At 41.7% G+C, this 12,931-nt stretch carries 11 protein-coding genes; 4 read left to right on the top strand and 7 right to left on the bottom strand.

The window, feature by feature from the left end:
• Positions 1–344 precede the first annotated feature (344 nt).
• Positions 345–1,757, bottom strand: coding sequence for a sugar porter family MFS transporter (locus C7H19_RS07350; RefSeq protein WP_106456245.1), 1,413 nt, complete (start codon positions 1,755–1,757; stop codon positions 345–347).
• A 294-nt stretch (positions 1,758–2,051) separates the two neighbouring features.
• Here C7H19_RS07350 and C7H19_RS07345 point away from each other — a divergent pair, with 294 nt between their 5' ends.
• Entirely contained in the window at positions 2,052–3,425 is a 1,374-nt protein-coding gene (locus C7H19_RS07345) for a flavin monoamine oxidase family protein (RefSeq protein ID WP_106456244.1), read from the top strand.
• 178 nt (positions 3,426–3,603) lie between these two features.
• Complete coding sequence (locus tag C7H19_RS26205; protein ID WP_219907609.1) at positions 3,604–4,740, top strand: hypothetical protein; 1,137 nt, start codon at positions 3,604–3,606, stop codon at positions 4,738–4,740.
• 155 nt (positions 4,741–4,895) lie between these two features.
• On the opposite strand, the gene C7H19_RS07335 is transcribed toward C7H19_RS26205, so the two are convergent.
• Both C7H19_RS07335 and C7H19_RS07330 read right to left on the bottom strand, forming a co-directional pair.
• The gene (locus tag C7H19_RS07335) at positions 4,896–6,032 is read right to left on the bottom strand and encodes a geranylgeranyl reductase family protein (protein WP_106456243.1); all 1,137 of its coding nucleotides are present in this window, start codon (positions 6,030–6,032) and stop codon (positions 4,896–4,898) included.
• Between the two features lie 75 nt (positions 6,033–6,107).
• On the bottom strand, positions 6,108–6,425 hold the full coding sequence (locus tag C7H19_RS07330; protein ID WP_106456433.1) for a c-type cytochrome: 318 nt from the start codon (positions 6,423–6,425) through the stop codon (positions 6,108–6,110).
• 271 nt (positions 6,426–6,696) lie between these two features.
• Between C7H19_RS07330 and petG the strand changes: the two genes are divergently transcribed.
• Positions 6,697–6,813, top strand: coding sequence for a cytochrome b6-f complex subunit V (petG, locus tag C7H19_RS07325; RefSeq protein WP_106456432.1), 117 nt, complete (start codon positions 6,697–6,699; stop codon positions 6,811–6,813).
• Positions 6,814–6,910: 97 nt separating this feature from the next.
• Here the strand turns inward: petG and C7H19_RS07320 are convergent, their stop codons facing one another.
• From C7H19_RS07320 to alaS, 4 genes are all read right to left on the bottom strand, one after another.
• On the bottom strand, positions 6,911–8,086 hold the full coding sequence (locus C7H19_RS07320; protein ID WP_106456242.1) for a zinc-dependent alcohol dehydrogenase: 1,176 nt from the start codon (positions 8,084–8,086) through the stop codon (positions 6,911–6,913).
• Between the two features lie 3 nt (positions 8,087–8,089).
• Positions 8,090–8,809, bottom strand: a complete 720-nt coding sequence (locus tag C7H19_RS07315; RefSeq protein ID WP_106456241.1) for an SRPBCC family protein — start codon at positions 8,807–8,809, stop codon at positions 8,090–8,092.
• A 58-nt stretch (positions 8,810–8,867) separates the two neighbouring features.
• Positions 8,868–9,188 carry a WGxxGxxG family protein gene (locus C7H19_RS07310; RefSeq protein ID WP_106456240.1) on the bottom strand — a complete coding sequence of 107 codons (321 nt, stop codon included), beginning with the start codon at positions 9,186–9,188 and terminating at the stop codon, positions 8,868–8,870.
• A gap of 223 nt (positions 9,189–9,411) precedes the next feature.
• Entirely contained in the window at positions 9,412–12,042 is a 2,631-nt protein-coding gene (gene alaS, locus C7H19_RS07305; protein ID WP_106456431.1) for an alanine--tRNA ligase, read from the bottom strand.
• Between the two features lie 311 nt (positions 12,043–12,353).
• Here alaS and C7H19_RS07300 point away from each other — a divergent pair.
• Positions 12,354–12,931: RNA-guided endonuclease InsQ/TnpB family protein (locus C7H19_RS07300; protein ID WP_146136497.1), on the top strand; the 578-nt coding region annotated here is incomplete at its 3' end.

Below are 12,931 nucleotides of genomic sequence, written 5' to 3'. Positions count from 1 at the left end.
AACGGATTTGGTATTAGTCGCACCATATTGCTGTGATCAATAATATACTTGGTTGCTCACTTAAAAAAGTCTGGAAAAGTCTGGAAAAGTCTGGAAAAAGTCATATTTTAGTTAGCCATGTAGAGGCGTGCTTTTAAAGCGTCTCTACTTTTGTAAAAAGATATGATAAGTTTAAACAAATTTTGTCAACCGTAATTACACGGTTTTTTTATAATACTTAATCGTATTATTGGATAATTTTAGCTAAGATTAATAATAATTGCATATCAATCGGAAAATATTTGCTCAATTACAGAAAAGAGATTAATGAATCAAAGTTCGATTTGTTACGATCCCTTAAAGATTTACATTTGTTCTAGGGTTTTACCTTTAGTTTCTTTAACCAACAAAACGACAAAAAATATCGATATTGCCGCCGCGATCGTATAAAGTCCATAGGCAGCACCTAGCCCAAAAGTTGCAAGTAGGGGAGGGAAAGAGGTAGAGATAAGAAAATTTGCGACCCATTGAACGGCGGCCGCAACAGAAAGGGCAACTGCTCGGATCTTGTTATTAAACATTTCACCCAACATGACCCAAACGACTGGACCCCAAGAGAAACCATAGCAAAAAACAAAGAGATTAGCCGCTATTAGTGCGATTATTCCATTAGATCCCGTCAAATTTGGATTACCATTAGCATCGAGGGGCGCATTGCCAAACATCACCGCCAGTGTTCCCAAAGTAATCGTCATGCCAATTGAGCCAATGAGAAGTAAGGGTTTGCGACCAAACTTATCGACATAGGCGATCGCAATTAAGGTCGTAAAAATGTTAATAACACCTGTAATCACCGTAATAATAAGGGAATCCTCTTCAGAAAATCCGACCGAGCGCCATAAAACACTACTGTAATAAAAGATCACATTAATACCGACAAACTGTTGTAGGGCAGATAACCCCATACCCACCCAGACGATCGGTAATAGTCCGCTTCTTCTGCTCAAAAGATCGGAAAATCGGGGTTTGTGACCCATTAGCGTTGTTTGTCGAATCTCTTCTACTCTAGCTCCAAGATCTCCGCCTTCAATCTTGCTCAAAACAGCCTCAGCTTCAGAGTCTCGACCCTGCGCGATTAAGTAGCGAGGTGATTCGGGAATGTTCAGAGCCGCTATTCCATATAGTACAGATGGCAGAGCTTCTGTTAAAAACATCCAACGCCAGGCAGGAATACCTAATAGCCAAGGGTTTTCTGCTGAACCCGCCGCCACCGTAATAAAAAAGCTACAGAGCAAAGCCACAAAAATTCCCACCACGATCGCCAACTGCTGAAGTGAGCCTAATCTTCCTCGTAGATCAGCCGGAGAGCATTCGGCAATATAAGCGGGTGCGATGACACTGGCAAGACCTACCCCTAATCCTCCTAGCAAACGCCAAGCGATAAAATCATAGATGGTAAAGGGGAAACCAGAGCCAACAGAACTTAGAGCAAAAAAAATCGCCGCTATTAACATAACTTTGATTCGTCCGAAGCGATCGGCCAGTTGTCCAGCGAAGAAAGCACCGATCGCCGAGCCGAGCAAAGCACCCGAAATGGCCAAGCCAACTAAGAGAGGACTAGCCTGAAATGCGACCTGTATAGCTTGGACTGCACCGTTAACAATAGCGGTATCAAAACCGAATAAAAAGCCTCCCAAAGCAGCCGCACCAGCAATCAAAATAATAAAAGAAATATTAACTTTACTTGTGTCTGCTTGTTTTTGATAATTATAACTCACGTTTTTATGTCCTTTTTATTCCATTAATATTTACTGTGATTCGTGCTATTACTATTTGTTTTATTAAAATTATCTAACAATAAGAGATCAATTAATTATTTAATATTAGCGTTGACTGATTAATTTGCAAGTAAAGCTTTACAAATCGTTCTTTACAATAATTATTGTTATTTGATGTAATTTTTAGGTATACTACAATCGTTTTACCTACCTAAAAAGTTAATCTGACAATTCCACGCTCGTCATTAATTATATTTTTTTAAAATTTAAAAGTTAACAATAAAAACTTTAATTATGTCAATTTCAAACCCAATTGTTTATGATTGCATAGTCGTCGGTGCGGGACTAGCTGGACTCGTTGCAGCACGTAATATACATCGATCGGGTCACAATGTTTTGGTCATCGAAGCACAAGATCGCTTTGGGGGACGGATGTACGGTCAGTATCTACCATCCAAGCAGTGGATCGACAGGGGTGGTCAATGGGTTGGCCCGACTCAAGATCGTTTCCTCGCTCTACTCGACGAGTATGGAGTGCGTCGCTTTCCCTCTCCAGCCGAAGGACGAAAAGTGCTGATATTCGATGGAAAACGCTACGAGTTCGATGGTTTTTTCCAAGGCTTCCCCGAAGGTGAGCCCCCTAGTATCAGTGAGGAAGAATGGCGCGATGCAATGGATGCTTGGGAGCGTTTTGAGACACTAACAAAAGAGTTGCCATCTGGACACCCACGCCGCGATCGCCAAAATCAAAAACTAGACAGCCAAACATTCATCCAATGGATCGAGGAAAACACTCTTACCGCTTTCGGACGCTGGTACTTTTCATACATGAGTCGCGCAGTTGGCTACCTTGGGCCAGCAGAACCTAGTCAAGTCTCGTTGTTGCACGTTCTCTGGGGAAATAACTGTGCCCCGCAGTCGGAACATCCTGAAGCAGAACTGCTGCATGGTGGGGCCGGGCAAATACCAGAAAAGATCGCTACTGAGTTGGGGACTCGAATTCGTTTAAGAGAACCAGTCTTACGCATTTGTCACGATCAAGCAGGGGTCGAAGTTGAAACACTCAAAAGCCGCTTTACTGCAAAGTTTACTATTGTTGCGATGCCGCCACATCTTGCAGGTCGAATTATCTACGATCCGCCGATGCCACCTTTACGAGAACAACTCACCCAACGAGTCCCGATGGGATGCTGTGCTAAAATTTTGATTTCTTACGATCGTCCATTCTGGCGAGATAAGGGACTTGCAGGAATTGGTCTAGGTAACTGTAAATGGATAGAACTTTGTGCCGATAGTTCTGATCCCGAAACTGGGGTGGGAGTAATTGCCACTTTTGTCGTAGGCGATCGCTATAGAGATTGGCGATCAATGAGTGATAGCGATCGTCGTGCGGCTGTCCTTTCCGATTTAGCAATCTATTTCGGTGATGAGGCTTTGTCCCCATCTACCTATGATGAAGTTGACTGGCCTAGCGATCCTTGGGCAGGTGGAGGATATGCAGCCTTTATGCCACCGGGTGTATGGACAAGCTTCGGTGAAGCCCTTACAGCCCCAGTAGGACGTATTTACTGGGCAGGTACAGAGATGGCCGAGCGTTGGCCTGGTTTTTTCGACGGTGCAGTACGGACGGGCGAAGCGGCGGCTAAAGCGATTATGAGTTTCCTGTAAGCGACAATAACATCTGAGTGCGTTGAAGCACCAATTGAGGAAATGGAAATGCGATCGTGAAACCTCAGTTTTGAAAAATTATGAAAAACCTGAGCTAACAGAGGGAGTTGTCAGCTAAGATCTCATTAATTCAGTAGAATTCAATAGAATTAACTTCACCCATGACCAATGGACAACAATGTCATTGAAAATTGTCTCAGTTAAAAAACAGAAAGCAGTTGAACCTGTTCAGGTAGAACCCAAAGAGGAAATAGTTACAAAGCCCCAAGATGAAGCCCCGCCCCAAACTGCATCTGAACCCGAAACAACGGGAGAAGAACAACCTGTATTTTTTCAGGCGATCGGCATGATCGAAGCGGATACAGTTAAGCTGGTGGATAAAAGACTCGTCATTACCTTGCCAAAGGCACGTGGTGCGGCCGAAGACTCATCTCAAGAATATAGAGGATGGGTGGAACCAAAGCAGTTTCGTTCCTTCATGCGGTTTTTAGAGGAACACAAAGAAGGGTCAATCTATCTCAAGGTTTACCCAAAAACATTTATGTCACCTCAACATCCTTTAGCCTTACAAGGATGGCAGATTATCGCTTGGAGAAAAGATCTACCACCAACCGAAAAAGTCAACCAATTTACGCTTAAGGGAGTGTGGCAATTTGTCCCTCAATCAAAAGCCCCAGTGATCACGGTATATCGAAATTACATCGCCAATGATCCAACGGGTAAATACAAGGCGACTCACCTGCCCATTCTCATGAAGCGCGAGGATTATAAGCCTTTTAGGTTTAATCCTAAAGCGACTGAACAAGGGAAACGGTATTTTATACAAGGATTATTTAAGTTTGACTCTGTAAGAAACTGTTTTTTGTGGAAAGAGGATCTCGCTTCTCCGACTGAGAAGATCCCTCATTATCGCAAACCTTGTAAGGTTCCCCTAGAAGAAACCGCCCAAAAGCCGGAGCAAGCTTCTAAATCATTTAAAAAGTCCGAGCAGTCAATCACAACCCAAGTTGAGGAGCAAATCATCATGCTCAATGGTAAAACCCCCGAACTCACTATCAAATTTAGCGAAAAGCCAGAAATATCTAATATAGGAAAAACCGTTAATCTTCAAATAACTGGAGAAAACGGCATCGTTGTTAAAGCTCAAATTGCTCGGAAAAACCTAACCAAACAAGTCGAAAAAATGGAGAGTTTTTCTAGTTGGATAGCTGTCTTGTCTGGAAAAATCGTAGCGATCGCCCCTGATGGAATAGTAGAGTTAGAAGGAGCAGGAATTAATGTCTTTGAAAAAAAAGCTAAAGAAGAGGCTGGATAAGCTAGTTATCTTGAACCTCTCATGACGCTCAGTCACGAGATTTCTATTTCACTTTCCAAGTGCTTGGGTTGCTCCTGTGTCTTACCCCGTCTTCACTGGCGTTTTTTACAACTAGGGCTTATAGGCGGTTCGCCAGTCGCCTCCACAGCCCTTTGTTATCGACCAAAACCGGGTATTAAAGATTTTTTTAGTCTTTGCATGGCTTGTTCGACGACATCACTATATCGTAGTTTTCCACACAGAATTTTACCCATAATTTGCCCGGCTGCGGGACGCTTGACCCCAACTTTGTAGGCAATCTGGGTAAACTGATAGAATAATCCTGCTAGACGTTGCGCTAAAACCATATCTACGCCCCAGTCAGCATCAATAATATCGGTGTATCTAGCTAAGGCTTTTGCATCTCCAGCTAAAGCTTGATCGATCGCTTCGGCGGCTCTCACTCCTGTTAGAATAGACGGTCTGATCCCTTCTCCAATCAGAGGATCTAAAATTCCTGCTGCTTCACCGGCTACTAATGCTTGACGCGTGTGTAGGATTGGTTTTTCTGTCCAAACTGCTAGAGGATATTCGTAATATTGCGCGTTAGATGTATCGATACCCGATGCCGACGCATAATTAAAAAGTTGTTTTTTAAGTTCTTCAGTCTTGACTTTTCCTTTAAAATGTGCTGCGCTAATTGTATAACCATCCGCTTTAGGAAAGTTCCAAATATAGCCATTTTTGAGGGAACCAAAATCAAAAGAAGCCGTATGCAGTTTAGTTTCAGGTATAGCGGTTTTAACTTCTAGTGTTGCCCCTATACTATTTTCTCTTGAAGGAAACCCTAACCATTGCGCGGTTTTTCCTTTTACTCCATCGGCAGCAATGAGATATTTTGTTTGATAGATTTCGTTGGGGGTGGTAACTTGCCAGTGATCACCTTGAAAAGCGATCGCTGTTACTTCTGTATTATCTTTGATCTGTGCGCCTACTGATTGAGCTTGCTGACACAAAAATTGATCAAACTCATCTCGTTTTACCATCCACATGGGATCTAGCATACTCAAATCGGCATCAACGGGATCGCCATGTTTCCAAGTGTAGCGAACTGTATTGATTGTATTACTAATAACGGGCGTAAAATCAAAGTCAAACCATTTTTTAATTGCAGGTGAAACACCGCCACCACAAGGTTTATGACGGGGTAGACTTGCTTTATCTAAAACGATTACAGAACGTCCTTTTTTAGCTAAGTGATATGCTGCGGTTGCTCCAGCAGGGCCAGCACCAATAATAATACAATCTAACATGGGGTACTTTTGTGACAAAGTTCTGGATAATTATAGGCACAGTTGCGATCTTTTTTCCAGATCCCATTTGAGGATTTATAAATTTTCCAAGTAACTTAATAAATCTGTCATATCTTGAGAAGTGGGCTGAAATTTAGGCATCGGTGGCGTTTTCCCGCTAACGACTTGATTAATCAGACTAACTCTCGATTTTCGTTTTGAGACGTGGTGTAGACTAGGGCCAACACTACCATCAGCTTTGATCCCATGACAAACAGCACAGTTAATCTGAAAAATGTCGGAACCTCGCTCTATATCTCCAGATAAAGATAATACTTCTCGAATATAAGGATCGGAAATTTGATGGAAATATAAAACTAAAGCAATGGTAAAGGTGAGTAACAAAGCTGTCATCACCCCCAAAAGAAGACGATGCAGTACTATTTTAGATCCAGTTAGCTGACTATCCACAGATTATTTAACGTTTAATCATGATCTCTTTACATTTTGCAACGATAAGGGCGTAAAAATCTAGTTTCATTAATTTGATGTTACAGTTTTGTCTCAAAGATCATATTTTTGTGTAGATTTATCTCAAAATCGTTACTTTAAATTTTTGTTTTGGGGGCGTTGTCCAGTAGGATAAAATACAGGACTGATGTTTGAGCAACAAGGAGACACGATCATGATTGAACCCTTAACCCTGGGGATTGCTTTAGGCTTAATCTTTATTACCCTGACTGGCTTATTCTTTGCTGCATATATGCAGTACAAGCGAGGCAAGCGACTCGGAATCGATTAATTAAAATTATCCCACACTGGCGGTTCTGTCTTCAGTGTGGGTCATTTACAATATTTCGTTTCTCAAAAACCCTCTTTAGCACGTCTTTAATGTTTTGTCAAGGTTTAAGAACGACTTTTGTACAGTTTTCTTTTTTATTTTTAAAGATGTCATAGGCTCTTGGGGCATCTTCAAGAGGTAGACGATGGGAAATAATATAAGACGGATCGATATCGCCGTTTTGGATTTTTTCTAATAAAGGACGCAAATATTTATGAACGTGCGTCTGTCCCATTTTCAGGGTTAAACCTTTATTAAACGCTGCACCCATTGGTACTTTGTCGATAAACCCGCCATAAACCCCCGCTAAGGAAACGGTTCCACCCTTACGACAGGCGACGATCGCTTGACGCAACACATTAGGGCGATCGGTTTCCATGCGTACAGCTTGCATCACTTTATCATATAATCCTTCTAGACCCATGCCATGAGCTTCGAGACCTACGGCATCAAGACAAGCATCCGGTCCGCGTCCTCCGGTCATTTCCCTTAAAGCTTCTCCCACGTCTATTTCTTCATAGTTTAGGATTTCTGCTCCGCTCATTTCCTGAGCCATTTTGAGACGTTCGGGAAAACGATCGATAGCAATAACCCTTTCTGCACCGAGTAAAAATGCACTCTTAATGGCAAACTGACCCACTGGGCCGCAACCCCAAATGGCTACAATATCTCCGGGCTGAATATTGCAGTTTTCGGCTGCCATATAACCCGTAGGCAAAATATCACTCAAGAATAGCACTTGATCGTCAGTGAGTCCATCAGGAACTTTAATCGGGCCAACATCAGCAAAGGGTACACGTGCATACTCAGCTTGTCCACCCGCATATCCCCCGAAAAAGTGAGAATAGCCAAAGAGTGCCGCCGGAGAATGGCCATAGAGCTTTTCAATTACACCAGCATTACTAGCAGGATTAGAATTATCGCACAATGACCATAAATCTCGGTTACAAAAGAAACATTGTCCACAAGAGATGGGAAAAGGAACCACGACGCGATCGCCTTTTTTCAGGTTGTTTACCTTCGGCCCCACTTCTACCACTTCACCCATAAACTCGTGACCCATAATATCACCAGCTTTCATGGATGGAATAAAGCCATCATAGATGTGTAGATCTGAGCCACAAATTGCGGTAGATGTAATCTTAATAATGGCATCTCGTGGGTTAAGAATGGTTGGATCGGGTACAGTTTCCACCCGCATATCCATCGCGCCATGCCAGCATACAGCTTTCATTGTTTATTTGTCTCCTTGGCGACCCGAAGGTTGTCCCTCGGTTGTGGCTATTTCACCCGCTTCCATCAACATTTTGAAATGTCTTAATGAAGCACCAATTAACTGTTCAGGTTCTTTGCCGAATAATTTTGCCAAGTTTGCACCAATAACACCACCTGGGGGATTATATTCCATAACAACTTTGACTTCAGTTCCTCGACCTTGTGGCCCTTTTTGAAAGCGAACAAACCCTGAGTTTTCAACGTCCGCGCCTTCTACTGAAGACCAGGCAATTAGTTCATTTGGCCGATCTTGAATCATTTCGGCATCCCATTCGACGCTCTGATCAAGTGGTGCATCTGCTACCCAGTGGGAACGAGTTCCATCAATAACCTGTACCGATTTTAGATATTTCATAAAATTGGGTAGGTTTTCAAAGTTACGCCACACTTGATAAAGTTCTTCTGGCGATTTATTAAAGATGGTTACAGTTTTTTCAACTTTAATACTTCCAGACTCATTAGAATCAGTAATTTGATCTTTGATGCCTTTTTGTCCCGCAGTACCATGATAAACTAAGCCACCACCTGCCAAGGCCATTAATGCACCTCTTAGAGAACCTTGTTTTAATCCGAGTAGTACAAGACTACCACCCGTAATTAAAGAACTCCAGCGCTCAGTCTCACCCATTTGTCCCACTTTTTCTGGTACGGGGAAATTGTCTTTATTGGTCGTAATTTCCATTATTAAAGACTCCTTAATTTATTTCGCATACGAACTATTTTTTTTATCGGAAAATAGTCTATCGATAATCAGTACGAGTCGTTGTGGTGGGATCGGTTGTATAATCACGGCGAGAGGTGTTATCTTCGGGTTTGCGTTTGAGTCCTGCTAAACCAATTAGACCCAGTAAACCTAACCAACCCCAGTCAAAACCATCATCGTCACGATAGGTGTTTGTAGTCGTGGTATCTGTGGTGGTATCGTTTGTCGCCCCTGGTGTATTGCTATCGGGTACAGTAGGGGAAGTTTGAGCAGATACAGGCATAATCATCGGTAAAGTAGAAATAGCAGTTGCAACTACACCGATGCGTAAAGATTTGGATAATTTTGAAGATTTCATGATCGCTTACCTCATCTAAAATTTAGTTAGTCGTTTTGCACTTATTCCTTAGTTTGAGCGATCGTCTGGAATTATGGCTCTCACTTTAGTTTGATTAGTGTGTAGTTCTTTTAGATGAGAATTTTTGATGGGAAAGTAGGGGTTTGGTTTAGTAAACAGTAAACAGTAAAACAGTCATATCAACTTTCATACTGAACCCGTTCCCCTACAATATTAGGTAATTCTACAAGCTTTCTAATAACTGTTTTTTGGCAGTTGTTAAAGCTTCTTTTAATTTACTTGGATCGCGTCCGCCGGCTTGTGCTAAATTAGGACGACCACCGCCACCACCACCACAAATTTTAGCGATTTCACCAATAAATTTACCTGCTTGTAATTTTTTGTCTTTGACTATTTTTGGACTAAATGCAGCGACTAAACTAACTTTACCGTCTACAGCAGATCCTAAAATTACGCCACCTTCGCCGATTTTTTGTTGTAATCTTTCGGCAGCACTCATGAGAGAATTAGCATCAGCCCCATCTATTTGAGAGACTAATACTTTAAATTCTCCCACTGTTTCAGCTTGTTCTAAAAGTTGTTCTGAAAGTGCGATCGCTAATTCTTGTTTCAAGGTTTCGGCTTGCTTTTGTGTGGTTTTGAGTTCAGACTGTAAAGTAGTAATTCGATCGCTGATTTCTTCGGGTTTGACTTTAAAGCGATCGCACAAATCTTTCACTACTACTTCGCGTACATTGAGATATTCTAAAATAGCTGGCCCTGCAACTGCTTCAATGCGTCGTACACCCGAAGATATACCCGCTTCTGACATAATCTTAAATAGTCCAATTTCGGCGGTATTTTTGACGTGAGTTCCCCCACACAACTCCATCGATACACCAGGAACATCAATTACCCGAACTTCCGCGCTATACTTTTCACCAAACATAGCTACTGCACCTTTGGCTTTTGCGTCCTCTAGTGCCATAGTAGAAATATGGGTATCATAAGCTTCAGCAATCCATGTATTAATCTGTTCTTCGATTTGTTGTAATTCTTGTGCGGTAACGGGACGCGAACAGTTAAAATCAAATCTTAGACGGTCAAAATCGACTAAAGAACCTGCTTGAGAAATCGACTCATCAACAATTTTTTTTAGTGCGGCTTGTAATAGATGTGTTGCGGTATGATGGGCTTGTAAGCGACGACGACAAGCGCGATCTATTTGTGCGCTAACGATATCACCTTGAGTTACAGTTCCTCTTTCAATACGTCCAAAATGCACAAAAAAGCTAGATTCTTTTTTTACATCTTCAACTCGAATTAAGAGATTATCTCCCGTCAAATAACCTTTATCGCCGATTTGCCCGCCAGATTCGGCATAAAATGGGGTTTTATTTAAGATAACTTGGACTTTTTCTCCCGCTTCGGCTGATTCTACCGTTTTTCCTTCTACTAAGAGGACTTCAATTCTAGCTTGAGTTTGTGCTGTGTCATAACCTAAAAATTCGGTTGCTTGAATATGTTCTGCTAGTTGATCCAAGCTGCCTTGTACGGTCAAATCTATCGTCTCGTGAGCCGCTTTTGATCTTTCCTGCTGTTTTTTCATTTCTTCGTCGAAGGCTACCGTATCGACCGTTATACCCTGTTCTGAAGCGATTTCTTGGGTCAGTTCCAATGGAAAACCAAAGGTATCATAAAGGGTAAAAGCATCTACACCAGAAATCTGTTTATTTTGGCTTTTCTCGATAATTTCTGCGAGAAGTTTTTCCCCACGTTCGAGGGTTTTTAAGAAAGCTTCTTCTTCCCGTTGCAAGTCTGCGATAATATTAATCTCTTTTGCTCTAACATTTGGATAGATTTTCTCGGCAAGTGCGATCGCTGTTTCGGCAACTTTTGGTGTAAAAACCCCTTCTATTCCCAGTAAGCGACCATGACGGATGACGCGACGAATGAGACGACGCAAAATATAACCCCGTCCGAAGTTAGAGGCTGTAATTCCATCAGCGAGCATATGAACTACTGAACGAACATGATCCCCAATGACTTTTAATGATATTTTGGTTTTTTCGTCAGCTTTGCTGTAGTCTATTCCTGCTATTTCGGCTGCTGTTTGGATAATCGGGTAAATAAGATCAGTTTCGTAGTTATTCGGGACTTTTTGGAGGATTTGCGCCATCCGTTCTAACCCCATTCCTGTATCAATATTTTGATTAGCCAAAGGAGTTAAATTACCGTCGATATCTCGGTTATACTGCATGAAAACCAAGTTATAGAACTCAATAAAACGACTATCATCTTCTAGATCGATTTTTTCGTCTCCGAGTTCGGGATGGAAATCATAGTATAATTCCGAACATGGGCCACAAGGACCCGTCGGACCAGATACCCAAAAGTTATCATCTTCACCCATACGTTGTATTCGATGGGCGCTTATACCGATTTTATCTCGCCAAATGGCAAAAGCATCATCGTCGTTTTCAAACACACTAACTATAATGCGTTCTGGGGGTAGTCCAAAGGTTTTGGTAGAAAGTTCCCACGCCCATGCGATCGCTTGTTCTTTAAAATAGTCTCCAAAGCTAAAATTACCCAACATCTCGAAAAAGGTATGATGTCTAGCAGTGCGTCCAACATTTTCAATATCATTAGTACGGATACACTTTTGAGATGTGGTAGCGCGAGGATAGTCGGCTTTTTTCTGTCCGAGGAAAATGGGTTTAAAGGGCAGCATTCCCGCTATAGTGAGTAATACGGTCGGGTCTTCTGGTACGAGTGAGGCACTGGGTAAGATTTGATGTTGTCGTTTGCTAAAAAAGTCTAAGAATTTTTGGCGTATTTCGTCTCCGCTTAGGGATGGGGCGTTTAATGACATAGGAGTTTCCATATAATTAGCGATCGTCTCTTCTTATTCTGGCATTTTTAAGGAGTTTACCGCGAGTCACAACGGATTGTGAATCTAAGTTGATTTTTAGGTATATGCTAGAGAAAAGTGTACTGACTGTAAGATTTATCTAGAATGTCGGGTGAATACCCCCGTCAAATTTTTCTATAAAGATACTAACTAAAATTGACGGATTCGTTGAAACCCGACCAACATATTAACAGCGTAGCAATATCTTTTAAGATCGTGCTACTTAAATAGTTTTGTGCTAAACTAAGTCTATGCTGAGGAGGTTAGCATAAATGTTAGTCTTAGAGTTTAAAGTCAGAGCAAAAAAACATCAATACACAGCAATAGACGAGGCGATCAGGACGGCTCAGTTCATCCAAAATAAGTGTTTACTATATTGGATGGACAACAAAGAAATCAACAAGTATGACCTTAATAAATATTGTCGTGTATTAGCTCACGACTTTGACTTTGCTAACAGACTAAACTCTCAAGCTAGACAATCAAGTGCAGAAAGAGCATGGTCAGCTATTTCTAGGTTTTATGATAACTGCAAGAAGAAAGTTCCAGGCAAGAAAGGATATCCAGTTTTTAAAAAGAATTGTAGATCAGTTGAATATAAAACGACTGGCTGGCAACTGGATAAGCAAACTCGAAAAGCTATCACCTTTACTGATAAAAAAAGTATCGGACGGCTTAGGCTTGTTGGCTCACATGACTTGCACTTTTATCCAGTTGAGTCAATTAAGCGAGTTAGATTAGTCCGTAAAGCTGATGGGTACTATTGCCAATTTATTCTATCAGTTGACTTAAAAATCGATACTGAACCAACAGGAAAAGCTATCGGTTTAGACGTTGGCTTAGAATCGTT

Source organism: Aphanothece hegewaldii CCALA 016 (assembly GCF_003007785.1).
In the GTDB taxonomy this organism is placed as follows: Bacteria; Cyanobacteriota; Cyanobacteriia; order Cyanobacteriales; family Microcystaceae; genus Chroococcus; species Chroococcus hegewaldii.
This window is presented reverse-complemented; position numbering and strand designations above follow the sequence as displayed.

Coding starts and splice junctions, on each gene's coding strand:
- C7H19_RS07335 (WP_106456243.1), bottom strand. CDS start 6,032: ATGTTAGATTGTATTATTATTGGTGCTGGCCCTGCTGGAGCAACCGCA.
- petG (WP_106456432.1), top strand. CDS start 6,697: ATGATTGAACCCTTAACCCTGGGGATTGCTTTAGGCTTAATCTTTATT.
- C7H19_RS26205 (WP_219907609.1), top strand. CDS start 3,604: ATGTCATTGAAAATTGTCTCAGTTAAAAAACAGAAAGCAGTTGAACCT.
- C7H19_RS07310 (WP_106456240.1), bottom strand. CDS start 9,188: ATGAAATCTTCAAAATTATCCAAATCTTTACGCATCGGTGTAGTTGCA.
- C7H19_RS07345 (WP_106456244.1), top strand. CDS start 2,052: ATGTCAATTTCAAACCCAATTGTTTATGATTGCATAGTCGTCGGTGCG.
- C7H19_RS07315 (WP_106456241.1), bottom strand. CDS start 8,809: ATGGAAATTACGACCAATAAAGACAATTTCCCCGTACCAGAAAAAGTG.
- C7H19_RS07330 (WP_106456433.1), bottom strand. CDS start 6,425: ATGACAGCTTTGTTACTCACCTTTACCATTGCTTTAGTTTTATATTTC.
- alaS (WP_106456431.1), bottom strand. CDS start 12,042: ATGTCATTAAACGCCCCATCCCTAAGCGGAGACGAAATACGCCAAAAA.
- C7H19_RS07320 (WP_106456242.1), bottom strand. CDS start 8,086: ATGAAAGCTGTATGCTGGCATGGCGCGATGGATATGCGGGTGGAAACT.